Raw genomic sequence first — 24,490 nt, 5'->3', positions numbered from 1 at the left:
CGGCGATATTCGCCGGCCATTTTATTTCGGCAATCCTTTCAACGGCTGCGCTTGGCGTGGCGCTCAAAGTTTTCCGCCCTGGCCTGCGCCGATTTACGCAGCGTGACGTAGCAGGCGCCCTCGCCGCCGTCGCGCGGTAAGGCGCGGCAAAACGCCTGCACCTGTTCAAACTGCGCCAGCCATTTGGCGACGTAACTGCGCACGATATTCGGATGGCTGTCGTTCTGCCGCCCGCGGCCATGCACGATCAGCAGCGAACGCAGGTTTTGCGCCTCCGCCTGCACGATGAAGCGAAACAGCGCCTGCCGGCTGGCTTCGACCGACTGACGCAGCAGGTTCAGCGACGCCTGCGGCGGGTAACGCCCGTTGCGCAGCTTGTCCAGCACGCCCTGCTGAATGCCTTCCCCTTTGAACTCCAGCGGCTGTTCGCAGGGGATCACCTCGAGAAAATCGGTGCTGAGGAAGTTTTCCTGCCGCAGCCGCTGTGCTTCGCGCCGCGCGCTTTTGTCCACCGTCTCCTGCGGCCGGAGGTGCAACGTCTGCCGCCCGTTCGCCAGCGGCACCACGTCCGCCATCGCCTGTTCAAAAAAGTCTTTTTCCTGCTCGCTCATGTTCCACCTCTCTTGAACGGCAGCCTTTACGGCCGGGAATGGGGTCGATTGTAAGACGCCTTGCCACGGTTGCAAGCCGGGAATTGTCAGCGGCATGTGTCTCATTTGTCGTCAACGGGTGAGCTTGCGAGCAGTTTTCGCTATACTGCTAAGCCATCATTGAGTGCCGCAAAGGATCGAGCCCATGACAATGCGCGAGCTGGAAATCCAGTTTCAAAATGCGATGAATGAGTTGCAGAGCAGCTTCGAACGGCAACACCGCGAATGGCAGCAGAGCTACCAGGCGCTGCAGCAACTGCTGGAAGAAGCCAAACAGCGCGAAGCCGCGCTGCGGGCGCAGAATGAACAACTGGCGCGCAAACTGAGCACCGCCAGTTCGGTGCCGGAACAACATGCGCTGGTCAAGCAGATCAAAATGCTTGGCGCCCATCTCGACGCGTTGGCCAAAGACGCGGCCACCTTTAACCACCATCTGCGCCAGCAGAGCGCGGTCGGTAATTTCAGCGGCGAACAGCATTGATAGCGGGCGCTGTCGCACAGCGCCTCTCCCTCTTCTGGCGTATTGAGAGTGTAATAAAGCCTAAATGACCTGGATCATCCTCGCCGTCCTGATCGTCGTATTTATTATCGGTTACCGCATTCTGACGTCCGACACCCGCAAAGCCATCGATTCGCTGGCCCATCTGCTGAGGGTCAAACCGATGCTGATCGAATCGATGATCCAGGAAATGGGCGGCCGCCAAAGCCAGACCTTTATCCGCATGCTGAACAACGGCTACACCGAAGAGATGCACCAGGCCGCTTACCTGCTGTTCATCTATCTGACGTTCATCAAACAGGCGGACGACGAACAGATTGCCCTGTGGCGCGACGTGCTGCTGCGCGCCGGGCTGTCGCCGGAGCTGCACGCCGAGCACACCGAAGCGGCGCTGTTTTACTTCGCCGAGCTGGATATCGATGCATTTGAACTGGCGCAGTTCCGCCGCGCCTACAATGAGCGTTTCAACCGCGAAGCGTTGGCCCACGGCTGATCGCGTCCCCCGGGCGGGGGACCGATTACAGGAACATGCTGTAGAGGTAGCGCGACAGCGCTTCGCGCGAGCTGAAGCCGTGTGCGATGCCGTAACGCAGGTTCGGGGCGTCGCTGCTTAAATCCAGGGGAAACTCCAGATACTGCTCGCTGGTGCGCACCGGCGAGGTCGGCGTGGCGAAATGCACGCTTCTCTCTTTCAACGCCGGGTGGATCACCAATGCGGTTCTGCCCATCCGCGCTTCGCGATTCACATACACATAATGCGTACCCTTGCGGTAGCCATAGGCCTGATCGGTGACATAATCACGCTCAAAGCCGGTATTCTCCAACACTTTAGCCACTTCATCCGGCCGTAAATACATCGATTCCTCCTCTCATTCTGGACCGCTGAGCGACCTTACCGTAATCATTCACCGAAACAACGATTTTCTGGGGAGGAATCCGGGTTTCGGACTATTCCTGAATCAGCGCCGGCTGCGCTGCAGCAGGCGCAGGGTGAGCAGCACCCCGATCGCCACCAGCAGCGCCGCCGCCAGATAGATCGACGGCACGCCCGCTTGCCCAATCAGCAGCCCGGCCAGCGGGCCGGTGATGCCCAACGCCAGGTCGAGGAACGCCGAATAAGTGCCGAGCGCCGTGCCCTGGTTCTGCGGCGGCACCTGTTTCACCGCCTCAACGCCCAGCGCCGGGAACACCAGCGAAAAACCGGCGCCGGCCAGCAACGCGCCTGTTTGCACTATCCAGGGTTCGCCGGCCTGCCAGATCAACAGCAGCCCGACGATCTCGACCAGAAACGACGCCAGCGTCACCTTCAACCCGCCGTGGCGGTTGATGACGTTGCTGAAGATCAGGCGGATGCCGACGAAGGCGCAGCTGAACAGCGTCAGCGAAAACGCCGCGCCGCTCCAGCCCTTGTCGGCGTAGTAAAGGGTGATGAACGTGGCGATGACGCCGAAGCCGACGGTGCCCATCGCCAGCCCGAGACCATAGGCCCAGATGCGGCCGAACACCGCGCTGAAGGCGATGCGCTGCCCGGCGGCGATCGAGACGTCCGGCTTGCCGCTCGCCAACAGCAGCGCCACCGCGACCGCCAGCACGATCAGCGCCGCCACCCCGGCCAAGCCCCACTGCTGATTCAGGTACACGCCGAGCGGCGCGCCAGCCGCCATCGCCCCGTAGGTGGCGACGCCGTTCCAGGAAATCACCCGTGCGGTGTGCATCGCCCCGACCCGGCCGATGCCCCACAGCGTGGAACCGGTGCTGGCGAAGCTTTCGCCGACGCCGAGAAACACCCGCCCCACGCACAGCAGCAGCAGGCTGAGCCACGGATAACCGTCAACGCCAAACGCCAGCGCGTAAAACAGCCCGCTGGCGCCGCAGCACGTCAGGCCGAACAGCACCACCTTCTTCGGCCCCAGCTGATCGGCGTAGCGCCCGGCATGCGGACGGCTGAACAGCGTGGCGAAGTATTGCGCACTGATGATAAGGCCCGCCAACACCGAGTTGTAGCCCAGGTGGTCATGCACAAATCCCGGCAGCACCGCCAGCGGCAGGCCGATGGTCAGGTAGCAGACGAAGGTGAACATCACCACGGACAGAATGCGTCGGTTCAGCTGGAAGTTATTTTCTGCGGTCATCGAAGGTGGCTCGCATCGGACGGGGTAGACGAAGCCCTCCAGCATACCCCGATGAGATTTGATGATAAATGAGAGAGTGATAACGAATTATTATTTCGCTAACGATTTTGCCGCCACCCGCGCGCGCAGAAAATCGATAAACGCCCGCACCTTCTCCGGCACATGGCGGGTATTCGGGTAGAGCGCATAGATGCTCTGCTCGGGGAAACGGTGATCCGGCAGCAACCGCTGCAGCCTGCCGGCGTCGATCTCGGGCTGCGCCAGCCACGCCGGCAGCAACGCCACCCCGGCGCCATGCAGGGCGAACGCCAGCAATGCCGCGGCGCTGTCGCCGGTAAGCGTGGCGGCGTCCGCCACCTTGAACAGCACCGCTTCGCGCTGCGGCGTGACCACCTGCCAGCTGAGGGGCGAACTGAGCCGGCTGTGGGCGATCCACTGCGCCTGCGCCAGATCCGTCAGCGAATGCATCGGCCGGTCGGCCAGATAATCCGGCGCCGCCACCGGAAAAATGGCGAAGCTGTCGATCAAGGCCGCGCGGTGGCTGGAATCCGCCAGCTGGCCCAGACGGATCGCCACGTCGAAGCGCTCCGAGATCAGATCGGCATGATAAGAAGAAGACACATGCTGGATGCGCAGGCGCGGATGCTGGCGCGAAAACGCCGCCAGCGCCGGCGCCACCACCTGCGCGCCGTACTCCGGCGTGCTGGTGATGCGCAGCACGCCGCTCAGCCCGTGATGATCGCGGCGCACGTCGTCGAGCACGTTCTCCGCCTCCTGCAACAACTGCAGGCTGCGCTGGTAGAAGCGTTCGCCGGCATCGGTCAGCGATAATCGGCGGGTGCTGCGCACCAGCAGTGACACCCCCAGCTCATTCTCCAGCTGCTTGACGTTAAAGCTCACCACCGCCTTGGTTTGCCCCAGCGCCACCGCTGCTGCGGTAAAGCTGCCCGCCTCCACCACCGCCGCGAAGATCGCCAGGCGCTGCAAATTCAGCATTTCGCCGCCCTTATTGTCAAAATGATTTTGACAGTGTAATCGCCCGCCGCCGATTTATCCGCACTTTTCCCCCCGCTACACTGCCCGCCTTCAACCGGAGGCACCATGTCTTATCGCAGCAAAGTGGCAATCGTCTATCTGCTCGGCTTTTTCGTCGATTTGATCAATATGTTTATCGCCAACGTCGCCTACCCCGCCATCGGCCAGGCGATGCGAGCATCGGTCAGCCAGCTGGCGTGGGTCAGCAACGGCTATATTCTCGGCCTGACGCTGGTGATCCCGCTCAGCGCCTGGCTGGCGCAGCGCATCGGCGGGCGGCGGGTGTTTCTGCTCTCCCTGGCGCTGTTCATGCTGGCCACCCTCGGCGCGGGCAACGCCGACAGCATCGGCGCGCTGATCGGCTGGCGCACCCTGCAGGGCATGGGCGGCGGCTTGCTGATCCCCATCGGCCAGACGCTGACCTATCAGCTGTACCGCAGCCATGAACGCGCCGGGCTGTCGGCCGCCATCATGTTGGTCGGGCTGCTGGCGCCGGCGCTGTCACCGGCGCTGGGCGGCTGGCTCGTCGATCGGTTGGACTGGCGCTGGGTGTTTTTCGCCAACCTGCCGCTGGCGGCCCTGGCCCTGGCACTGGCGGCGTTGTGGCTACGTGCGGAAACGCCGACGGCGGCGCGCAAACCGCTCGACGCGACTGGATTACTGAGCGCCTGCGCGGCGCTGACGCTGCTGCTGCTCGGCCTGACCCGGCTGAGCGAAGCCGGTCATCAGGTTTCCGGCGCGGCGCTGCTGGCCGCCGGCCTGCTGGTGCTGGCCTATTATCTGCGCCATAGCCTGCGCACCCCGCAGCCGCTGCTGAACCTGCGGCTGGTCGGCGATCCGCTGCTGCGCAACGCCATGGCGGTTTATTTGTGCATTCCCGGCCTGTTCATCGGCGTCAGCCTGGTGGCGATGCTGTATTTGCAAAACCAGCTGGGGATGCCCGCCGCGCAGGTCGGCGGCCTGATGCTGCCCTGGGCGCTGGCGTCGTTCCTGGCCATCACGCTGACCGGCAAAAGCTTTAATCGCCTCGGCCCGCGGCCGCTGCTGATCGCCGGCTGTCTGTTGCAAGGCGCCGGCATGCTGACGCTGGCGCAGATCGATCAGGCCGGGCAGCACGCGTGGCAGATCGCCGCCTTCGCCCTGATGGGGTTCGGCGGCAGCCTGTGCAGCAGCACCGCGCAGAGCAGCGCGTTTCTGCAGATCCCCGACGGCCAATTGGCGGACGCCAGCGCACTGTGGAATATCAACCGCCAGCTCAGTTTTTGCCTCGGCGTGGCGCTGCTCAGTCTGCTGCTGAATCTGCTGCTGGCCGTGTTGCCGCCCGCGGCGGCTTACCGAACCTGCTTCATTCTGGCGGGCGCCAGCACACTTATCCCGCTGTTGCTGTGTCTGCGCCTCGCCAACCGCGCCATCGTGCGCCAACTCAACGCTCAACAGGATGCTTTATGAACCCGTATTTTACCGAAGTGATCGACGCCCACATCGCCATTGAACGCTGGCTGGGCAAAGGCGCCGGAGAGGAGCAGGCGCTGCTGGCGCGCTTTACGCCGGATTTCAGCATGATCGCGCTGAACGGCGCCACGCTGGATTTCACCGCGCTGTGCGCTTTTTTCCGCGCGCATCGCGCCGCCAAACCGGGTCTGGAAATCGAGATAGAAGAGATGAAGCTGGTGGCCGAATGGCCGACGGGTGCGGTAGTCAGCTACCGGGAAAAACAGAGTCTGCCGGGACAAAGCGCCACGCTGCGCTACTCCACGGTGGTGTTTGAACGCCAGCGCAACGCGCTCGGCTGGCGGCATTTGCATGAAACCGCCGCGGCGCAATGATCACAAAAAGCTGCCGGCCAAAAACAGTTCCCAGCCGACGATCACCCCGCACAGGGTTACCGCGCTGAAAATGACTTCAAACAGATAGCGATTGATCATCGTGCGTCGCCTCAAAAGAAGACACCCGGAAGAACCGGGTGTCTGGAGTACGGACTGGAGCGTGCGGAACCTTTCGGTTCCGCAAACATCACTTAATTACGCTTTTTTACCGGCTTTTTTGTGGTGTTTTTTAGCGGCCTGAGCTTTCTGCACTGGCGCTTTTTTGTGGTGCTTTTTAGCTGCCTGGGCTTTCTGAGCCGGCGCTTTTTTGTGGTGCTTTTTAGCGGCCTGAGCTTTCTGGGCTGGCGCTTTTTTGTGGTGCTTGGCTTTCTTGTGGTGCGTCGCTTTAGCTGGCGCTTTTTCAGCAGCCGCCGCTGGCGCAGCGGTAGTGGTGGTCGCAGCTGGCGCGGTGGTGGTAGCCGGAGCAGTAGCTGCAGTATCAGCAGCGAAAGCAACAGAAGACAGACCCATAGTGGCAGCAACGATCAGCGCTAATACTTTTTTCATCTTTAAATCCTCAGAGTGTTGTTTCGGTAAGCTCCGGTGGAGCCGTTGAAACAGATACTAGTGGAATCAAACCGCCGCTTCCGTGAGTGATTGGTTTCGCCGAGTAACCAAATGTACAAAGCCCAGGCGCCGGCAAACACCTGCGTGACGGCGGTTTTTTTCCGTGATCGGCCACGCAAATCTCGACATGGTCTACACTTAAAAGACATGTGTCGAAATGGAGAGCTGAATGTTTAAGAAAGCGGAAAGAACAGAACGCGACATCGATCAGGACGTCACTCTGTTGGCCGATACGCTGGATGAAGTGTTGCGCGAGTCCGGTGACAAGACCAAAGAGGAACTGAAAGAGCTGCACAGCAAGGCGAAAGGCGTGTTGCGCGACGCCCGGGCGCGGTTCAATGGCTCCACCAGTCTGACACAGCATGCGCGCGACGCGGTCGATCAAGCCGACAGCTATGTGCGTGACAAACCTTGGCAGGGCGTAGGGATCGGTGCCGCCGTCGGCATCGTGCTCGGCGTGCTGCTGGCCCGGCGTTAACACCCCTGCAGTCATAAAGATAAAACAGATGTGCGTCTGGCCCGCGGAAATCGCGGGCCGTTTAATTTGCGTGTTTAAACAGCTGCGCTAGCCCCTGCACCGCCCGCTCCGCCTCCTCTCGCCGGCTGAAATTGGCGAACCCCAACAGTAACCCCTGCCCCGCCGGACGATCGATTTGCCAATCCGACAACGCCTGCGCCGCCAGCCCCTGCCGCCACGCTTTCGCCGCCAACGGCGCATCCGCCAGCCCGTGATGCAGCCGAGCCAACAGCTGAATGCCGCCCTGCTGCGGCACCACCGTCAGCCAGGCCCCCAGCTGCCGTTCCAGCGCCTGCGTCAACCACTCGCGACGCTGGCGGTACAGCGGCCGCATGCGTTTCAGGTGGCGGTAGAAATGCCCTTGGCGGATGAAATCCGCCACGCTTGCCTGCAGCAGCGGCGGGCAGCCGCAGCCGCGCAGCCGGCTGCTGCGCGCGAATGCCGCCGTCAGACCGGCGGGCACCACCAGATAAGCCATGCGCAGCGCCGGGAACAGCGTTTTGCTGAAAGTGCCGGCGTACAGCACCCGCCCCTGAACATCGAGGCTTTTCAGCGGCGGCAATGGTCGCCCGTGATAGCGAAACTCGCTGTCGTAGTCATCCTCGAGGATCCAGGCCCCGCGCTGCTGCGCCCAGTCGAGCAGCGCCATCCGCCGCGCCAGGCTGAGCGAGACGCCGAGCGGGCTCTGATGAGTCGGCGTGACCACCGCCAGCCGCGCCTCGGGCTCCGTCAGGATACCGGCGGCCACGTCCATTCCCTGTTCATCCACCGGCACGGCGACCGGCCTCACGCCGGCGGCCCGCAGCAGCGGGCGCGTAACCGGATAACCGGGATCTTCGATCCATACCGCGTCACCGGCGTGCAACAGCGTCTCCACCACCCAGTCCAACAGCGCCGGGTAGCCGGCGCAGAGGAAAATCTGCTCCGGCTGGCAGCTGATGCCGCGCGACAAATGCAGATAATGGGCGATCGCCTCACGCAGTTCAGGCAGGCCGCCGGCCGGCGGCAGCGCCAGGGAAGCCACCGTAGAACCGCGCAGCTGGCGGGCGACAATGCGCTGCCACAGCGCACGTGGAAACGCATCCAGCGCCGGCACGCCCAGTTGGAAAGGCTGCAGCATGCCCTGCGGCTGCAGCGGATCGGGCGCCACCGCCGGCAACGGCGGTGCAGCGGACGCCGCCCCCTGCATGGGCGGCAACTGCGGCGAGACATAGGTGCCTGCCTGCCCCCGGCTCTGCAAAAAACCTTCGGCGATCAGTTGAGCATAGGCGCTTTCCACCGTGGCGCGCGCCACGCCAAGATCGCTAGCCAACCCGCGTACCGAAGGCAGCCGGCTGCCCGCCGCCAGGTTGCCCTGGGCGATGGCGTCTTTGATTCGCAGATAAATCTGCCGGTACAGCGGTTCGGCGAGACGGCTGTCCAAACGCAGCGAGGTCAGGAAAGTTGGCATCATGGCCCGGTTAAATAATCATTTTATGGCCCTATAGCATAGACCATAAGGCCGCTAAAGTAGCGCCATGATTTCGTTACTATCGATTGAGGTTGACCATGATTAAGCAACGTTTGAATTACGCCGAGCTGGCGCCCGCCCCGTACAAAAATATGGTGAGCGCGCTGATGGCGCTGGAGAAAGGCGCTCTGGACAAAGCGACCATCGAGTTGATGTTTATGCGCGTTTCGCAGATCAACGGCTGCGCCTACTGCCTGGACATGCACGGTAAAGCGCTGCGCGAAAGCGGCTTCAGCCACGCCAAACTCGATACGCTGGCGGGCTGGCGCGTCAGCCATGAGTTCAGCGAGCGCGAACGCGCCGCGCTGGAATGGGCCGAGTCGGTGACGCTGATCGCCGCCACCGGCGCGCCGGACAGCGCTTTTGAGGCGCTGAAAGCGCACTTCAGCGATACCGAGATCGCCGATCTGACCTTCGCCATCAGCATCATGAACGCCTTCAACCGGCTGGCCGTCAGCATGCGCCAATAATGCGTTCGCCTCCCCCTCTTCTCTGAGAGGGGGGAATTTCCCACCCGAAAAAAAATTTTCCCCTCGCCTTCCCAGCTCCGACGCGGTCTGCGCACTTAACCCCACAAAACACCATATATAGCGTGGTTGATAAAACAAATATCAACATATAGTATTTTATAGGTCAGCCGCAGGGAATGTCGTTCGGTTGATAACGCCGTCAGAAACGCCAGGAACGATGCTCCGTTATCTGACTTGTCCGCCTTTCCTTCAGTCTAAAGGTAAATGCGAATCATGAGCATTATTATTTACAGTAAGCCGGACTGTGTCCAGTGCAACGCCACCTATCGCGCATTTGATAAGCAGGGGATTGATTATCAGGTGATCGATCTCACCCAGGATCAGCAGGCGCTGAACCACGTTAAATCATTGGGTTATCAGCAGGTTCCGGTGATTATCGCCGGTGACGATCACTGGTCCGGTTTCCGGCCGGACAAAATCGGCGCGCTGGCGCTCACCTGCTGAGGCTCGACGATGAATCCGCTGGTCTATTTCTCCAGCAGTTCGGAGAACACCCACCGATTCGTTGAGAAACTGGGCCTGCCGGCGATCCGCATTCCGATCGCCGGCGCCCGCAGCAAATTGCTGATGGAACAACCCTATATCTTGATCGTGCCCAGCTATGGCGGCGGCAGCGCCGTCGGCGCGGTGCCGATCCAGGTGATCCGCTTTCTCAACGTTCCGCAAAACCGTTCATACCTGCGCGGCGTCATCGCCGCCGGGAACACCAACTTCGGCGCAGCGTACGGCATCGCCGGCGACATCATCGCCAAAAAATGCCAGGTGCCTTTTTTGTACCGCTTCGAGCTGCTCGGCACCGCGCAAGACGTTGAAAACGTTCGACAGGGAGTAACCGCATTTTGGCAACGACAGAACTGACCAGGCCCGAGACGGGCGCGCTGGATTACCATTCGCTCAACGCGATGCTCAATCTTTACGATGCGGAAGGCCGGATCCAGTTCGACAAGGATCGGCTGGCGGCGCGGCACTACTTCCTGCAGCACGTCAACCAAAACACCGTGTTCTTCCATAACCTGGAGGAAAAGCTGCGCTATCTGGTGGAAGAAGGCTACTACGAGCCGCAGGTGCTGGCGCAGTACGAGTTCCCGTTTATCAAGCAGCTGTTCCAGCAGGCCTACGCCAAAAAATTCCGCTTCGAGACCTTCCTCGGCGCCTTCAAGTACTACACCAGCTATACGCTCAAAACCTTCGACGGCAAGCGCTATCTGGAACGCTACGAAGATCGGGTGTGCATGGTGGCGATGACGCTGGCGGCGGGCGATACCGCCCTGGCGCAGGATCTGGTGGAGGAGATGATTTCGGGCCGCTTCCAGCCGGCCACGCCGACCTTCCTCAACTGCGGCAAACGCCAGCGCGGCGAACTGGTCTCCTGCTTCCTGCTACGCATCGAAGACAATATGGAATCGATCGGCCGGGCGGTGAACTCCGCGCTGCAGCTGTCGAAACGCGGCGGCGGCGTGGCCTTCCTGCTGAGCAATATTCGCGAAGTGGGCGCGCCGATCAAGCGCATCGAGAACCAGTCTTCCGGCGTCATTCCGATCATGAAAATGCTCGAAGATGCCTTCTCCTACGCCAACCAGCTCGGCGCACGCCAGGGAGCCGGCGCGGTATATCTCAACGCCCACCACCCGGACATTCTGCGTTTTCTCGACACCAAGCGGGAAAACGCCGACGAGAAGATCCGCATCAAAACGCTGTCGCTGGGGGTGGTGATCCCGGATATCACCTTTGAGCTGGCGAAGAACAACGAGGAGATGTACCTGTTCTCGCCCTACGACGTCGAGCGGGTGTATGGCGTGCCGTTTTCGGAGATTGCCGTCAGCGAGAAGTACCGCGAGATGGTGGACGACAAGCGCATCCGCAAGTCGCGCATCAATGCGCGCGAATTCTTCCAGGTGCTGGCGGAGATCCAGTTCGAATCCGGCTACCCGTATGTCATGTTCGAGGACACGGTCAACCGGGAGAACCCGATCGCCGGTCGCATCAACATGAGCAACCTGTGTTCGGAGATCCTGCAGGTCAACCGCGCCAGTACGTATCATGAAGATCTGAGCTACGATCGCATCGGCAAGGACATCTCCTGCAACCTCGGCTCGCTGAACATCGCCAAAACCATGGACGCACCGGACTTCGGCAAAGCGATCGAGACCGCGATCCGCGCGCTGACCGCGGTGGCCGACATGAGCGACATCCGCTCGGTGCCGTCGATCGCCGAAGGCAACCGCAGCGCCCGCGCCATCGGTCTCGGTCAGATGAACCTGCACGGTTACCTGGCGCGCGAGCGTATCTTCTACGGCTCGGAAGAAGGCATCGACTTCACCAATCTCTATTTCTATACCGTGGCCTATCACGCCATCCGCGCCTCTAACCGGCTGGCGATCGAGCGCGGCGGCGCCTTTGACGGCTTTGAGCACTCTCGCTATGCCAGCGGCGAGTACTTTGACAAATACACCGAGCGCGACTGGCTGCCGCAGACCGAGCGGGTGCGCGAACTGTTCGCCGCCGCCGGCATCGCCATTCCGGGGCGCGACGAGTGGCGCGCGCTGCGCCAGTCGGTGATGATGCACGGGCTGTACAACCAGAACCTGCAGGCGGTGCCGCCGACCGGCTCCATCTCGTACATCAACAACGCCACCTCCAGCATTCATCCGATCGTTTCGCGCATCGAGATCCGCAAGGAAGGCAAGATCGGCCGCGTTTACTACCCGGCGCCTTACATGACCAACGACAACCTGGCGTATTACCAGGATGCCTACGAGATTGGCCCGGAGAAAATCATCGATACCTATGCCGCCGCCACGCAACACGTCGATCAGGGGCTGTCGCTGACGTTGTTCTTCCGCGATACCGCCACTACCCGCGACATCAACCGCGCGCAGATCTACGCCTGGCGCAAAGGCATCAAGACCATTTACTACATCCGCCTGCGCCAGATGGCGCTGGAAGGCACCGAGGTGCAGGGCTGCGTGTCCTGCTCGCTGTGAGGCAACTTATGACGACCGTAACATCGGCGCCGCTGGTGCGCGCCATCAACTGGAACATCATCGAAGACGACAAGGATCTGGAGGTGTGGAACCGTCTGACCTCCAACTTCTGGCTGCCGGAGAAGGTGCCGCTGTCCAACGATATCCCCTCCTGGGCCACGCTGACGCCGAAGGAGCAGCAGCTGACCATTCGGGTGTTCACCGGGCTGACGCTGCTGGACACCATCCAGAACACCGTCGGCGCGCCGGCCCTGATCGCCGATGCGCTGACGCCGCACGAAGAGGCGGTGTACTCCAACATCAGTTTTATGGAGGCGGTGCACGCCCGCTCTTACAGCTCAATCTTCTCCACCCTGTGCCAAACGCCGGACGTGGATGACGCCTATCGCTGGAGCGAGGAAAACCGCGCGCTGCAGAAGAAAGCCGGCATCATTCTGGCGCACTACCGCAGCGACGATCCGCTGCTGAAAAAAGTCGCCAGCGTCTTCCTCGAGTCGTTCCTGTTCTATTCGGGCTTTTACCTGCCGATGTACTGGTCCAGCCGCGCCAAGCTGACCAACACCGCCGATCTGATCCGTCTGATCATTCGCGACGAGGCGGTGCACGGCTACTATATCGGCTATAAGTTCCAGAAAGGGCTGGAGAAAGTGGACGCTGCACGGCGCCAACAGGTGAAAAACTTCGCCTTCGATCTGCTGCAGGATCTGTACGACAACGAGGTGCGTTACACCGAGGAGCTGTACGACGGCGTCGGCTGGACGGAAGACGTGAAGACCTTCCTGCACTACAACGCCAACAAGGCGCTGATGAACCTCGGGTATGAAGCGCTGTTCCCACCGGCGATGGCGGAGGTCAACCCGGCGATCCTGTCGGCGCTGTCGCCGAACGCCGACGAAAACCACGACTTCTTCTCCGGCTCAGGGTCGTCCTACGTCATCGGCAAGGCGGTCAACACCGAGGATGAGGACTGGGATTTCTGAGGCTGGCTAGCCGTATCAGGAATAAACCTTCACGGGAGTGCGGCGTGTCGTGCTCTCGCGACTATGTGTTTTGCTTGAATTCCGCACGCAGCTCAAGCCGCCGCCAGATGGCGCGTTTTTCCGCGTCGCTGGCGGTCGGCCAGGCGGCGATCTCCGCCCGCGTGCGCCGGCATCCGCGGCACTGCTGGGTTTCGTCGTCGATCCGGCACAGGCTGACGCAGGGCGATCTGACGCCAGGATAGGATTGCTGAGTGTGGCCCGCCATACGTTGCCCTTGATGTGATATGTTCCGCCACAGGATACCCGATCCGGCGGCGGCGCGTCGCCAATCAGATGATGCCGCCGTTGGCGCGCAGGGTTTGGCCATTGATCCAGCCGCCGTCGGCCCCGGCGAGGAAAGCCACCGCCGCGGCGATATCCTCCGGCGTGCCCAGGCGCTCCAGCGGCGCCATCTTCGCCAGCCGCTCGATAAGCTCCGGGGTTTTGCCGTCGAGGAACAAGCCGGTGGCGGTCGGCCCCGGCGCGACGGCGTTCACCGTGATGTTGCGGCCGCGCAGCTCTTTCGCCAGCACGCTGGTCAGCGCTTCGATCGCCGCCTTGCTGGCGGCATACATGCCGTAACCCGGCTGCAGCAACCCCACCACGCTGGAGGAGAAGTTGATGATGCGGCCATTGTCGCGCAGGCGCTTCGCCGCCTCGCGCATCGCATTGAAGCTGCCTTTCAGGTTGATGTCGAGCAGGCGATCCACGTCTTCATCCTTCATGTCCGCTATCGGCGCCAGCGCGATCACTCCGGCGTTATTGACCAGCACGTCGACGCCGCCAAACGCCTGTTCAGCACTGTCGAACAGCCGGACGACCGCAGACGCATCGCTGACGTCGGCCTTGACGCTCAAGGCGCGGCCGCCGCGCTGTTCTATCTTGCCCACCAGCTCATCGGCCGGCGCCGGATTGCCTGAATAGTTGATGATGACGGTAAAGCCATCGGCGGCCAGACGCTCGGCGATGGCCGCGCCGATGCCACGGGATGCGCCGGTGACGATGGCGACAGGAGGCGTTTTCTGGTTCATCGGGAGATCCTTAAAGAAAGCAACGGGCAGAGCGTTAATCATGCACTGTTTATCACGGCGAATCAGCCCCGATTCTCTGGCATCATCATCCCAAATTATCGAACAATGTCCCCAAGGCGCTTACGATGGCCGCCCGTTGGGCGGCCATCTCCATTACAGCGCGCCGTAGTTCAATGGCACCCAGGTGTAACCGTCGCCCTGGCGGTTCAAATACCCCAACCCCGGGAACGACAGGTGTGCGCCACCCACCAGCTCGCTCTGCCGCGCGCTGTTGCCAAATATCCGCAGCCGCTGAGCGACCGCCGCCTTGGCGTCGCTGTCAAAGCTGATAGCCACCTTAGGATGCGGCAACTGCACCGCCGCCACGTGGATCAGATCCCCCAACAGCAACAGCTTCTTGCCCTGGCTGGTCACCTGATACACGCTGTGCCCCGGCGTATGGCCGTGAGCGGCGAAGGCGGCAATGCCCGGCGACAGTTCGCCGTCGCCGCTGAACGGCTTAAAGTGGCCGGTCGCCTGGTACGGCTTGATCGCCGCCTGGGCCCGTTCGAAGTTGCTTTTACTCTCTGCTTTGGCCTGTTTCAGTTGGTCCGCGCTCAGCCAGAAGTCCGCGTCCTGGCTGGCGGCGCGCACCACCGCATTGGGGAATGCCGCCTTGCCGTCGTGCGTCAGGCCGCCGAGGTGATCCGGGTGCATGTGGGTCAGGTAGATTTCATCCACCTGCTCCGGCTGGTAGCCCGCCGCGCGCAGGTTATCCACCAGCTTGCCCAGGCCGTCGCCCAGCAGTTGGCCGGCGCCGCTGTCAATCATCACCAGCTTGTCGCCGGTGTTGATCAGATAGGCATTGACCGAGGTGACCACCGGCAGGCTTTGATGCCGCTCGGCCAACCCGGCGGCGATCTGCTGCGGCGTACTGTGCAGCAACAGCTTGTCCGCCGGCAGGCGAATGATGCCATCGGACAACGCGGTCACTTCAAAACTGCCCAGCATGATGCGGTAAAATCCCGGCGTCGGGGTTTTGGCCTGCGGCGCGGCGGCCCCGGTCTGTAATGACATAACGGCCAGCGCCGCGCCCAGCAGACAACGTTTCCAGAACATGATGACTCCTTGCGAGAATTGAACAGCGCTAAGTATTGACGCAAAAAGCCCGATGCGCCTGTTTAATAAATGCCTTTGATAAATATATAAATAATATATTTATTGTGAATAATTTTGTTTGCCGCCCCACACAACCCCAATCAATATTTTCTCGTTCGCCACTTGGTTATTTTCCTTACTCCCTAAACCACGAGTAAGGAAATAACATGAGCTATCAATTCGAAAATCTGGTCTTTGAAGGCGGCGGCGTAAAAGGCATCGCCTATGGCGGCGCGCTGGAACTGCTGGAAGCCAAAGGCATCATGCCGCAGATCAAGCAAACCTCCGGCGCCTCGGCGGGCGCCATCGCCGCGCTGCTGGTCGGCCTGGGCTGCAGCTCGGCGGACGTCACCAAAATTCTGTCGGCGATGGATTTTAAAAAATTCCTCGATTATAACGGCGGCTTTTTCGGTACGATCCAGGACGCCTATCGCCTGTTCAATCAATACGGCATCGCGCCCGGCGATTATTTCTATCAATGGTCGCGCGATATTATCAAGCAATATACCGGCAACCCGGATATTACCTTCGAGCAGTTCGAAGCGATGAAGGCGGCGAAAGGGTTCAAGTCGATTTACTTTATCGGCGCTAACCTCAACAGCGGCCAACGCGAAGTTTATTCGCACCGCACTACGCCGCGCATGAAAGTAGCGGACGGCCTGCGCATTTCGATGTCGTTCCCGTTCGCCTTCGTAGCGAAGAACAATACCCTGGGCGATCTGTGCATCGACGGCGGCATGATCGACAACTATCCGGTGCGGCTGTTCGACTATGACTTCTCCGCCACGCCGCCTTACATCGACAGCGCCAGCCAGCGCATCAACACCCGCACGCTGGGCATTCGCCTCGACTCCGCCAGCGAAATCGCCCAGGCCGCCGGCCAGGCCGGCCCGCGCACGCCGGTCAACAACCTGTTTGATTTCACCCTGGCGGTGGCCAACGTGATGCTGGACATCCAAACCAAGGTGCATCTGGACAGCGATGATTGGAAACGCACCGTGTATGTCGACACGCTCGACGTCGGCACGCTGGAGTTCGGCATCAGCGAGGAGAAGAAACGCGCGCTGATCGAATCCGGCCGCCGCGGCGTAGAGCGCTACTTCGCTTGGTACGACGCCGCCATGAAACAGGCGGCATAACCGGCGTTTCCCCTGCCCGCGCGTCTGGCCGGCGCGCGGGCAAAAAAAATCCCCGCGGGGGCGGGGAAAGGCAAAGTAACGCTAAGGATTTATAGGAGTTATACGAAGAACTTGGCTAACACCAGCAGCGACAGCGAGACGTTGATAGCGCCACCGATACGGGTTGCGATCTGGGCGAACGGCATCAGCGACATGCGATTGCCGGCGGTGAGGATCGCGACGTCGCCGGTGCCACCCTGCCCGCTCTGGCAACAGGAGACGATCGCCACGTCGATAGGGTGCATGCCGATTTTCTTGCCGACGAAGAAACCGGTCGCCACCAGCGCGCTGACGGTCGTGACGATCACGATCAGATTCTGGACGGTGAACGCATCCACCAGCTCCTGCCACGGCGTGATGGCCACCCCGACCGCGAACAGGATCGGATAAGTCACGGCGGTGCGGAAGAATTTGTACACCACCTGCGAACCTTCCTGAATGCGCGGCGACACCCCGTGCGCCAGCTTCACCGCTACGGCGGCGAACAGCATGCCCACCGGCGCCGGCAGGCCGATCAGGCGGTGCAACAGCATGCCCACCATATACAGCAGAATGGCCAACAGCGCGCCGCAGGCGATGGTGCTGACGTCCACCTTGCCGCTGATTTTTTCCACTGCGTTCATGTTGCTGTCGCCCTGCTTGCTCGGCATCAGGTTGCCTTCGCCGGTCAGGTGCGGATAACGCTTGCCCAGCTGGTTGAGCAGGCCGGCGATGACGATAGCGGTCAGGCTGCCGAGCATCACGATCGGCAGAATGCGCCCCAGCGCCACGCCCTGCTCCATGTGCAGGATCGCCGCGTAGCCCATCGATAGCGGGATCGCCCCTTCACCCACGCCGCCGGCCATGATCGGCAGGATCAGGAAGAAGAAGATCTGGAACGGCTCCAGGCCCAGCGCCATGCCGACGCCCATCCCCACCAGCATGCCGACGATCTCGCCGCACAGCATCGGAATGAAGATGCGCAGGAAACCCTGGATCAGCACCTGGCGGTTCATGCTCATGATGCTGCCGACGATGATGCAGCAAATGTAGAGATAAAGAATGTTGGTCGATTTGTAGAACTTGGTGGTCGACTCCACCACCACGTCCGGCAACAGGCCATAGTGCACCAGCGCGGAAGGAATAAAGGTGGCGCAGATCGCCGCCGCGCCCATTTTGCCGATCAACGGCAGGCGTTTGCCGAATTCGCCACAGGCGAAACCGAAGAACGCCAGGGTGGCCACCATCACCACGATATCGCTCGGCAATTTGCCTTCCAGGCAGTCGAGCAGAATCAATACGCCGGCCAGAATAAAGAACGGTAACGGAATAATCCCTACTTTATAATTGTCCAGTATCCGCCACCATTTCTCACGCAGAGGAATATCGGCGGTCTTGTCTTTGGCTACGAGGTAAGAATCATCTGTTGTGCTCATAATCTGGCCTCTTATTAGTTTGTTCAGCCATCATAGAGAAGCGCACGGATTATCTGCTGTGATTATGTTCAAAGTTAAAAAGGGTTTTTAATGGTGGTTATGGTTTCTATGGGGTTAATTAAGATTATGTAAAAACTGGCGTGGTTTTAATGGTGTTAATACCGTTTTTATTTTAAAGCTTATCAATTTTATCGCAGGCGAACAATTCTCGTCCGGTTCACTCTAATCCCGTGTGAAGGATCACAAGTTGATCGGGCGCAATATTACAGACCCCGCTTCTCGTGATAGGGTAAGGCTTCAGGATCTCTTTACGGTGAAGCTCCGCCATGCGCCTCAAACTCTCATTTCAAATCAAGCTGTTTCTGTGCCTGGTGGCCTTCTCCTGCCTGCTGCTGACCTGTATCGGCGCCTACACCTATTACCAGTTGGATGCGCAGCTGCACCGCGATCTCGGCGCCCGCGCCCAGGTGCAGGCGCGGGAAATCGCCCTCATTCCTTCGCTGGTGGACGCAGTGGAAAAACACGACGCAGCCAGAATTGCCGCGCTGATGAAAAAAATCCGCGCCAGCAGCGACGCCAGTTATATCGTCATCGGCGATAGTCATGCCCGCCACCTTTATCATTCCGAATACGAAGGCCGCTTGGGCACGCCGATGATCGGCGGCGATAATAAAGAGGTGCTGGAAGGGAAAAGCATTATTTCCATTCGCAAGGGCGGCATTGGCGTTTCATTGCGCAGCAAGGCGCCGATCCTGGATGAAAATAATCACGTGATCGGCATCGTTTCCGTCGGCTATTTGAAATCGCACATAGATAATTTAAATGCCAGGACGTTGACGCAAATTATCGGCTCCATCGTCCTGCTGCTGATCGCCCTGTTCGTCTTTTCCTGGCTGCTGTCGAAAAACCTCAAGCGCCAGATGTTCTGGCTGGAACCGAAAGAGATCGCGCTACTGGTGCGTCAGCAAAAAGCGCTGCTGGAAGCCATTTATGAGGGCGTGATCGCCATCGATCCACAGCAGCGGATCATCACCATCAACCATGCGGCGCGCGAGCTATTGGATCTGCACCAGCCCGCCGCCAGTTTGCTGGGCCGGCCGATCGGCGACGTGATCCAGGCGCAGCCTGACTTCTTCGCCGCCGCGCAACTGGGCCAGGATACGCACGACGAGGTGTGCCGCTTCAACCACGTGCGGGTGATCGCCAGCCGGGTGCGCATCATGCAGGAGCAGGAGCTGCAAGGCTGGGTGATCAGCTTCCGCGACAAGAACGATATCAATACCCTGAGCAGCCAGCTCAGTCAGGTGAAACGCTATGCCGACAACCTGCGCATCATGCGCCACGAGCAGCTGAACTGGACCGCCACGCTGGCCGGGCTGTTGCATATGCAGCGCTACGACGAGGCCATTCGCTATGTGGAAGCCCAGTCCGAGGGCGCACAGGAGATCCTCGATTTCATCTCGCAGCGCTTCAGTTCGGCGGCGCTGTGCGGCCTGCTGCTGGGCAAATATTCCAGCGCCAGAGAAAAAGGCATCGAGTTGCGCTTCGATCCGGCCTGCCAACTGCGGCAGATCCCGGCGGCGCTGAATGAGACCGAACTGATGTCGATCGTCGGCAACCTGCTGGATAATGCGGTGGAAGCGACGCTGCACTGCCCGGCGCCGCACGACGCGATCGAACTCTATATCAGCGATGGCAGCGACGAGCTGGTGATCGAGGTGGCGGATCGCGGCACCGGCATCGCCGAGGAGATTCGTGATACGCTGTTTGAACAGGGCGTCACCACCAAAGCGGATAAAAGCGACCACGGCATTGGCCTGCATCTGGTCGCCAGCCACGTGGCACAGGCGCACGGCAGCATAGAAGTGTCGGACAACGAGCCGCACGGCGCGATATTCTCTATATTTATCCCTAAATAAAACCCATAACCCGATTTTTTGAGCACCCGATTATGTCACACCTAACACTGGACGTTCTGATCGTGGAAGACGAGCCGCAACTGGCGACGCTGCACGCGGAGTTCATCGAGAAAAATTTCAACCTGCGGGTGGTGGCTTACGCCGCCACGCTGGCCGAAGCGCGGGCCAAAGCCAACGAGCATCAGCCTCGGCTGATCCTGCTGGATAACTTCCTGCCGGACGGCCAGGGCATCGAGTTGATGGAAGAACCGGCGGTAAAAAACCCCGCCTGTTCGGTGATCTTCATCACCGCCGCCAGCGACATGCATACCTGCAGCCAGGCGATCCGCAACGGCGCCTTCGATTACATCATCAAACCGGTGTCCTATAAGCGGCTGCGCAATTCGCTCGAACGCTTCATGCAGTTCGTGCAGACCCAGCGCACCTTCAAGATCATCGATCAGGACAACGTCGATGCGCTGTACAACCTGCAGTCGAAGCAGTTCTCCAGCGAGCCGAGCGCCAAAGGCATCGAAACCAATACCCTCGAGCTGGTGCAGGCGCTGTTTATCGCCCAGCCGGCGGTGGCGCATGCGGTGGAAGACGTGGTTGAGCAAGTCGGCATCAGCAAGACCACCGCCCGCCGGTATCTGGAATATTGCGTCGCCACCCAGTTCGTACGGGTGGAGATGCTGTACGGCAATATCGGCCATCCGCGGCGGCTGTATCGCAAGGCCTGAGGCTGCCATCTGGCTGTCATACTAAGGCGATAACATGACGCCCGACGATATCCCCCTCGATATCGGCACCTGTCGTTAAAACTGATGAAATACTGATGACTTTTGCCCGGCCTCTGGTCGGGTTTTTTATTATCCGAACGGCAGGCGCTGCGCCAAAATATCTCTCTGCGCCGCACCGTATTATTTTCCCAAAAACCAAACCATTATGCCGAATAATGGCCGTCAATTTTGAGTCACGGGCCAAATTACCATAACTAATTAAAACCTTGATGTAAACCACTAATATCCCATTTAAATGACATTGAGGGTTGTCTCAGATATTCACTGTGTTAGGGTAAAAAGCTCTTTTATTTTGCTAAGGACAGCCCATACCGCGTTAATTAAACCAGAGGAAACAGCAAATTGCATGGCAATTAAACTCGAAGTAAAAAACCTGTATAAGATATTTGGCGAACACCCGGAACGCGCATTCAAACTGCTGGATAAAGGTCTGACAAAAGATCGGCTGTTTGAAAAAACCGGCTTATCGCTCGGCGTAAAAGACGCCACTCTGGCCATTGAAGAAGGCGAGATATTTGTCATCATGGGGCTCTCCGGTTCCGGCAAGTCCACCCTGGTACGCCTTCTCAATCGTCTGATAGAACCCACCCGCGGTCAGGTGCTGATCGACGGTGAGGACATCGCCAAAATATCTGACACCGCGCTGCGCACCGTGCGGCGAAATAAGATCAGCATGGTATTTCAGTCATTCGCGCTAATGCCGCACATGAATGTCCTGAATAACACCGCTTTCGGTATGGAATTAGCCGGCATACCGCTGCAGGAGCGCCAGGAAAAAGCGCTGGATGCCCTGCGTCAGGTCGGGCTGGAGAATTATGCGCTGTCTTATCCGGATGAATTATCCGGCGGTATGCGCCAGCGCGTGGGATTAGCCCGCGCCCTGGCCAATAACCCGGATATATTATTGATGGACGAAGCCTTCTCGGCGCTCGATCCGTTAATTCGTACCGAAATGCAGGATGAGCTGGTGAAATTACAGGCTCAGCATCAGCGCACCATCGTGTTTATTTCCCACGATCTGGACGAAGCGATGCGCATTGGCGATCGCATCGCCATCATGCAGGGCGGTGAGGTGATCCAGGTCGGCACGCCGGACGAGATCCTGAACAACCCGGCCAACGACTATGTGCGCACCTTCTTCCGCGGCGTGGACATCAGTCATGTATTCAGCGCCAAGGATATCGCCCAACGGCGCCCGGTGACGCTGATCCGCAAAACCCCCGGTTTTGGCCCCCGCTCGGCGCTGCAGCTGCTGCGCGATGAGGACCGTGATTATGGTTATGTTGTTGAACGCGGGAAGAAATTTATCGGCGTGGTGTCGATAGAGTCGTTGAAAAAGGCGCTGTCCGCCAATCAAACGCTGGACGATGCCCTGCTCGAGGCCCCCGCCGCCGTGCCGGCCGACACGCCGCTCAGCGATCTGATTTCCCTGGTCGCCCAGGCACCGTGCGCGGTGCCGGTGGTGGGCGAAGAACATAACTATCTCGGCATCATCTCCAAGGCCATGCTGCTGCAGGCGTTGGACAAGGAGGGCTCAACCAATGAGTGATACCACGCAAACCCAAGATCCCTGGGCTACCGCACCGGCCGATACCGGCGCCGCACCTGCCAGCGATGCCGCCGCCAACGCCGGTGACGCCTGGTCCAGCGCGCCGCCGCCGGCCGCACATGACGCCGCCGGGCAAAGCGCCGATTGGCTCAGCGGCGCCCCGGCGCAGCCGGAGCACTTCAGCCTGCTCGATCCGTTCCACAAAGCCTGGGTGCCGTTCGACACCTGGGTCACGCAAGGCATCGACTGGCTGGTGCTGCACTTCCGCCCGCTGTTCCAGGGCATCCGCGTGCCGGTGGACATGATCCTGAGCGGCTTCCAACAACTGCTGCTGGGCATGCCGGCGCCGATCGCCATTCTGGTGTTCTCGCTGCTCGCCTGGCAGGTCTCGGGCCTCGGCATGGGCGCCGCGACGCTGCTCTCCCTGATCGCCATCGGCGCCATCGGCGCCTGGTCGCAGGCGATGGTCACGCTGGCGCTGGTGCTGACCGCGCTGTTCTTCTGCATCCTTATCGGCCTGCCGCTCGGCATCTGGCTGGCGCGCAGCAAGCATGCCGCCAAGGTGATTAGGCCGCTGCTCGACGCCATGCAAACCACTCCGGCCTTCGTCTATCTGGTGCCGATCGTCATGCTGTTCGGCATCGGCAACGTGCCGGGCGTGGTAGTGACCATCATCTTCGCACTGCCGCCGATCGTGCGTCTGACCATTCTCGGCATCAAGCAGGTGCCGGAGGATCTGATCGAGGCCGCCGAATCCTTTGGCGCCAGCCCGCGCCAGCTGCTGTTCAAAGTGCAGCTGCCGCTGGCGATGCCGACCATCATGGCCGGCGTTAACCAGACGCTGATGTTGGCGCTGTCGATGGTGGTCATCGCCTCGATGATCGCCGTCGGCGGCCTGGGACAGATGGTGCTGCGCGGCATCGGTCGGCTGGACATGGGCTTGGCCGCCGTCGGCGGGGTCGGCATCGTGATCCTGGCGATCATTCTCGATCGCCTCACCCAATCGCTGGGGCGCGATCGCCGCAGTAAAGGCATCGGCCGCTGGTATCGCCGCGGCCCCATCGGGTTACTGACTCGCCCGTTCATCAAGCAAGCCTGACGCTTTTCCCGCCGGCGGCTGCGGCCCCGGCGGGCTATGACACCACCACATCGAAAGAGGGGAAACACTATGCGCACCACGGGCATCTGGGCTCTCGCCCTGACGACGCTGATTGGCTCACAGAGCGTGAGCGCGGCAGATTTACCCGGCAAGGGGATCGCGGTACAGCCGGTGCAAAGCACCATTTCCGAAGAGACTTTCCAGACGCTGCTGGTCAGCAAGGCGCTGGAAAAATTGGGTTACGACGTGAAAGAACCGCGTGAAGTGGATTACAACGTCGCCTACACTTCGATCGCCTCCGGTGACGCGACCTTTATCGCGGTCAACTGGGATCCGCTGCACGCCGATCAGTACAAGGCCGCCGGCGGCGACGCCAAGTTCTACCGCGAAGGCGTCTACGTCAACGGCGCCGCGCAGGGCTACCTGATCGACAAGAAAACCGCCGAGCAATACCACATCACCAACGTCGAGCAGCTCAAGGATCCCAAGATCGCCAAGCTGTTCGACACCAACGGCGACGGCAAGGCCGATCTGACCGGCTGCACCCCGGGCTGGGGCTGCGAAGCGGTGATCAACCACCACATCAAGGCCTATGGCCTGAGCAACACCGTCGAGCACAATCAGGGCAACTACGCGGCGATGATCGCCGACACCATCACCCGCTACAAAGAGGGCAAACCGGTGCTGTATTACACCTGGACGCCGTACTGGGTCAGCGATGTGATGGTGCCGGGCCGCGACGTGGTCTGGCTGCAGGTGCCGTTTTCCTCCCTGCCGGGCGAGCAGAAAAACGTTGACACCAAACTGCCTAACGGCGCCAACTACGGCTTCCCGGTCAACACCATGCGCATCGCCGCCAACAAGCAGTGGGCCGCAGCCAATCCGGCGGCCGCCAAGCTGTTCGCCATCATGAAGCTGCCGATCGCCGACATCAACGCGCAAAACCTGCGCATGCATGAAGGCCAGGCTTCGGAAGCCGATATCCAGAACCACGTTAACGGCTGGATCAAGGCTCATCAGGCCACCTTCGACGGCTGGGTGAAAACCGCCGCCGCAGCGGCGAAGCCGTAACCGT

The 24,490-nt window shown here is 60.5% G+C and carries 27 protein-coding genes; 16 read left to right on the top strand and 11 right to left on the bottom strand.

From position 1 onward, the window contains the following. Positions 1 to 38: 38 nt before the first annotated feature. Entirely contained in the window at positions 39 to 611 is a 573-nt protein-coding gene (smrA, locus tag MMS95_RS05130) for a DNA endonuclease SmrA (RefSeq protein ID WP_004928978.1), read from the bottom strand. 184 nt (positions 612 to 795) lie between these two features. On the opposite strand from smrA, the gene MMS95_RS05125 reads away from it, so the two are divergent. Both MMS95_RS05125 and MMS95_RS05120 read left to right on the top strand, forming a co-directional pair. Then, complete coding sequence (locus tag MMS95_RS05125; RefSeq protein WP_004928976.1) at positions 796 to 1,131, top strand: MbeD/MobD family mobilization/exclusion protein; 336 nt, start codon at positions 796 to 798, stop codon at positions 1,129 to 1,131. Between the two features lie 64 nt (positions 1,132 to 1,195). Further along, on the top strand, positions 1,196 to 1,642 hold the full coding sequence (locus tag MMS95_RS05120; protein WP_004928974.1) for a DUF1198 family protein: 447 nt from the start codon (positions 1,196 to 1,198) through the stop codon (positions 1,640 to 1,642). 25 nt (positions 1,643 to 1,667) lie between these two features. On the opposite strand, the gene MMS95_RS05115 is transcribed toward MMS95_RS05120, so the two are convergent. The 3 genes from MMS95_RS05115 to MMS95_RS05105 all read right to left on the bottom strand — a co-directional run bounded on the left by MMS95_RS05115 (position 1,668) and on the right by MMS95_RS05105 (position 4,277). After that, complete coding sequence (locus MMS95_RS05115) at positions 1,668 to 2,006, bottom strand: DUF2002 family protein (RefSeq protein WP_004928971.1); 339 nt, start codon at positions 2,004 to 2,006, stop codon at positions 1,668 to 1,670. A gap of 102 nt (positions 2,007 to 2,108) precedes the next feature. Further along, positions 2,109 to 3,281, bottom strand: coding sequence for an MFS transporter (locus MMS95_RS05110; protein WP_015378858.1), 1,173 nt, complete (start codon positions 3,279 to 3,281; stop codon positions 2,109 to 2,111). Positions 3,282 to 3,371: 90 nt separating this feature from the next. Further along, the gene (locus MMS95_RS05105; RefSeq protein WP_015378859.1) at positions 3,372 to 4,277 is read right to left on the bottom strand and encodes a LysR family transcriptional regulator; all 906 of its coding nucleotides are present in this window, start codon (positions 4,275 to 4,277) and stop codon (positions 3,372 to 3,374) included. Positions 4,278 to 4,382: 105 nt separating this feature from the next. Between MMS95_RS05105 and MMS95_RS05100 the strand changes: the two genes are divergently transcribed. Next, positions 4,383 to 5,765, top strand: a complete 1,383-nt coding sequence (locus tag MMS95_RS05100; protein ID WP_015378860.1) for an MFS transporter — start codon at positions 4,383 to 4,385, stop codon at positions 5,763 to 5,765. Beyond that, a complete protein-coding gene (locus tag MMS95_RS05095) occupies positions 5,762 to 6,142 on the top strand; it encodes a DUF4440 domain-containing protein (protein ID WP_015378861.1) in 381 nt (126 codons plus the stop codon). The genes MMS95_RS05100 and MMS95_RS05095 overlap by 4 nt, the downstream gene beginning before the upstream one ends. A gap of 195 nt (positions 6,143 to 6,337) precedes the next feature. Here MMS95_RS05095 and asr read toward each other — a convergent pair whose 3' ends face one another. Continuing rightward, positions 6,338 to 6,688, bottom strand: coding sequence for an acid resistance repetitive basic protein Asr (gene asr / locus MMS95_RS05090; RefSeq protein WP_004928953.1), 351 nt, complete (start codon positions 6,686 to 6,688; stop codon positions 6,338 to 6,340). Positions 6,689 to 6,917: 229 nt separating this feature from the next. On the opposite strand from asr, the gene MMS95_RS05085 reads away from it, so the two are divergent. Then, entirely contained in the window at positions 6,918 to 7,226 is a 309-nt protein-coding gene (locus MMS95_RS05085) for a YqjD family protein (protein WP_004928950.1), read from the top strand. 61 nt (positions 7,227 to 7,287) lie between these two features. Here MMS95_RS05085 and MMS95_RS05080 read toward each other — a convergent pair whose 3' ends face one another. Next, positions 7,288 to 8,718, bottom strand: coding sequence for a PLP-dependent aminotransferase family protein (locus MMS95_RS05080; protein WP_015378863.1), 1,431 nt, complete (start codon positions 8,716 to 8,718; stop codon positions 7,288 to 7,290). A 95-nt stretch (positions 8,719 to 8,813) separates the two neighbouring features. On the opposite strand from MMS95_RS05080, the gene MMS95_RS05075 reads away from it, so the two are divergent. The 5 genes from MMS95_RS05075 to nrdF all read left to right on the top strand — a co-directional run bounded on the left by MMS95_RS05075 (position 8,814) and on the right by nrdF (position 13,269). Continuing rightward, positions 8,814 to 9,245, top strand: coding sequence for a carboxymuconolactone decarboxylase family protein (locus MMS95_RS05075; protein ID WP_015378864.1), 432 nt, complete (start codon positions 8,814 to 8,816; stop codon positions 9,243 to 9,245). Between the two features lie 273 nt (positions 9,246 to 9,518). Next, the gene (gene nrdH, locus MMS95_RS05070) at positions 9,519 to 9,749 is read left to right on the top strand and encodes a glutaredoxin-like protein NrdH (protein ID WP_004928934.1); all 231 of its coding nucleotides are present in this window, start codon (positions 9,519 to 9,521) and stop codon (positions 9,747 to 9,749) included. A 9-nt stretch (positions 9,750 to 9,758) separates the two neighbouring features. Continuing rightward, positions 9,759 to 10,163 (top strand): class Ib ribonucleoside-diphosphate reductase assembly flavoprotein NrdI, encoded by a 405-nt coding sequence (nrdI, locus tag MMS95_RS05065; protein ID WP_015378865.1) that lies wholly within the window; start codon positions 9,759 to 9,761, stop codon positions 10,161 to 10,163. After that, positions 10,145 to 12,289: a class 1b ribonucleoside-diphosphate reductase subunit alpha gene (nrdE, locus tag MMS95_RS05060; RefSeq protein WP_015378866.1), complete on the top strand. Its 2,145-nt coding sequence runs from the start codon at positions 10,145 to 10,147 to the stop codon at positions 12,287 to 12,289. Before nrdI ends, nrdE begins: the two co-directional genes overlap by 19 nt. An 8-nt stretch (positions 12,290 to 12,297) precedes the next feature. Continuing rightward, on the top strand, positions 12,298 to 13,269 hold the full coding sequence (nrdF, locus tag MMS95_RS05055) for a class 1b ribonucleoside-diphosphate reductase subunit beta (protein ID WP_004928917.1): 972 nt from the start codon (positions 12,298 to 12,300) through the stop codon (positions 13,267 to 13,269). Between the two features lie 61 nt (positions 13,270 to 13,330). On the opposite strand, the gene MMS95_RS05050 is transcribed toward nrdF, so the two are convergent. From MMS95_RS05050 to MMS95_RS05040, 3 genes are all read right to left on the bottom strand, one after another. Further along, positions 13,331 to 13,534: a DUF1289 domain-containing protein gene (locus MMS95_RS05050; RefSeq protein ID WP_172574909.1), complete on the bottom strand. Its 204-nt coding sequence runs from the start codon at positions 13,532 to 13,534 to the stop codon at positions 13,331 to 13,333. Between the two features lie 64 nt (positions 13,535 to 13,598). Beyond that, entirely contained in the window at positions 13,599 to 14,339 is a 741-nt protein-coding gene (locus MMS95_RS05045; RefSeq protein WP_242141443.1) for an SDR family oxidoreductase, read from the bottom strand. A 153-nt stretch (positions 14,340 to 14,492) separates the two neighbouring features. Then, positions 14,493 to 15,437 carry an MBL fold metallo-hydrolase gene (locus MMS95_RS05040; protein WP_242141442.1) on the bottom strand — a complete coding sequence of 315 codons (945 nt, stop codon included), beginning with the start codon at positions 15,435 to 15,437 and terminating at the stop codon, positions 14,493 to 14,495. A gap of 206 nt (positions 15,438 to 15,643) precedes the next feature. On the opposite strand from MMS95_RS05040, the gene MMS95_RS05035 reads away from it, so the two are divergent. Next, the gene (locus tag MMS95_RS05035; protein ID WP_033632273.1) at positions 15,644 to 16,615 is read left to right on the top strand and encodes a patatin-like phospholipase family protein; all 972 of its coding nucleotides are present in this window, start codon (positions 15,644 to 15,646) and stop codon (positions 16,613 to 16,615) included. Positions 16,616 to 16,713: 98 nt separating this feature from the next. Here the strand turns inward: MMS95_RS05035 and MMS95_RS05030 are convergent, their stop codons facing one another. Continuing rightward, positions 16,714 to 18,069 carry a 2-hydroxycarboxylate transporter family protein gene (locus MMS95_RS05030; RefSeq protein ID WP_048325105.1) on the bottom strand — a complete coding sequence of 452 codons (1,356 nt, stop codon included), beginning with the start codon at positions 18,067 to 18,069 and terminating at the stop codon, positions 16,714 to 16,716. Between the two features lie 326 nt (positions 18,070 to 18,395). Here MMS95_RS05030 and MMS95_RS05025 point away from each other — a divergent pair, with 326 nt between their 5' ends. Further along, positions 18,396 to 19,988, top strand: coding sequence for a sensor histidine kinase (locus tag MMS95_RS05025; protein ID WP_044030620.1), 1,593 nt, complete (start codon positions 18,396 to 18,398; stop codon positions 19,986 to 19,988). Positions 19,989 to 20,020: 32 nt separating this feature from the next. Next, a complete protein-coding gene (locus tag MMS95_RS05020; protein ID WP_033632270.1) occupies positions 20,021 to 20,707 on the top strand; it encodes a response regulator in 687 nt (228 codons plus the stop codon). Positions 20,708 to 20,723: 16 nt separating this feature from the next. Here the strand turns inward: MMS95_RS05020 and MMS95_RS05015 are convergent, their stop codons facing one another. Continuing rightward, positions 20,724 to 20,987 (bottom strand): hypothetical protein, encoded by a 264-nt coding sequence (locus MMS95_RS05015; RefSeq protein ID WP_134942550.1) that lies wholly within the window; start codon positions 20,985 to 20,987, stop codon positions 20,724 to 20,726. Positions 20,988 to 21,113: 126 nt separating this feature from the next. Between MMS95_RS05015 and proV the strand changes: the two genes are divergently transcribed. The 3 genes from proV to proX all read left to right on the top strand — a co-directional run bounded on the left by proV (position 21,114) and on the right by proX (position 24,486). Continuing rightward, positions 21,114 to 22,316 (top strand): glycine betaine/L-proline ABC transporter ATP-binding protein ProV, encoded by a 1,203-nt coding sequence (gene proV, locus MMS95_RS05010; RefSeq protein ID WP_004928900.1) that lies wholly within the window; start codon positions 21,114 to 21,116, stop codon positions 22,314 to 22,316. Further along, a complete protein-coding gene (gene proW / locus MMS95_RS05005; RefSeq protein WP_004928897.1) occupies positions 22,309 to 23,415 on the top strand; it encodes a glycine betaine/L-proline ABC transporter permease ProW in 1,107 nt (368 codons plus the stop codon). The genes proV and proW overlap by 8 nt, the downstream gene beginning before the upstream one ends. 69 nt (positions 23,416 to 23,484) lie before the next feature. After that, entirely contained in the window at positions 23,485 to 24,486 is a 1,002-nt protein-coding gene (proX, locus tag MMS95_RS05000) for a glycine betaine/L-proline ABC transporter substrate-binding protein ProX (RefSeq protein ID WP_004928894.1), read from the top strand. Positions 24,487 to 24,490 lie beyond the last annotated feature (4 nt).

It is taken from the genome of Serratia sp. PGPR-27, from assembly GCF_022678525.1.
GTDB classification, from domain to species: domain Bacteria; phylum Pseudomonadota; class Gammaproteobacteria; order Enterobacterales; family Enterobacteriaceae; genus Serratia; species Serratia nematodiphila.
Note: the sequence above shows the minus strand (reverse complement) of the source record. Positions and strands in the feature narration are given on the sequence as shown.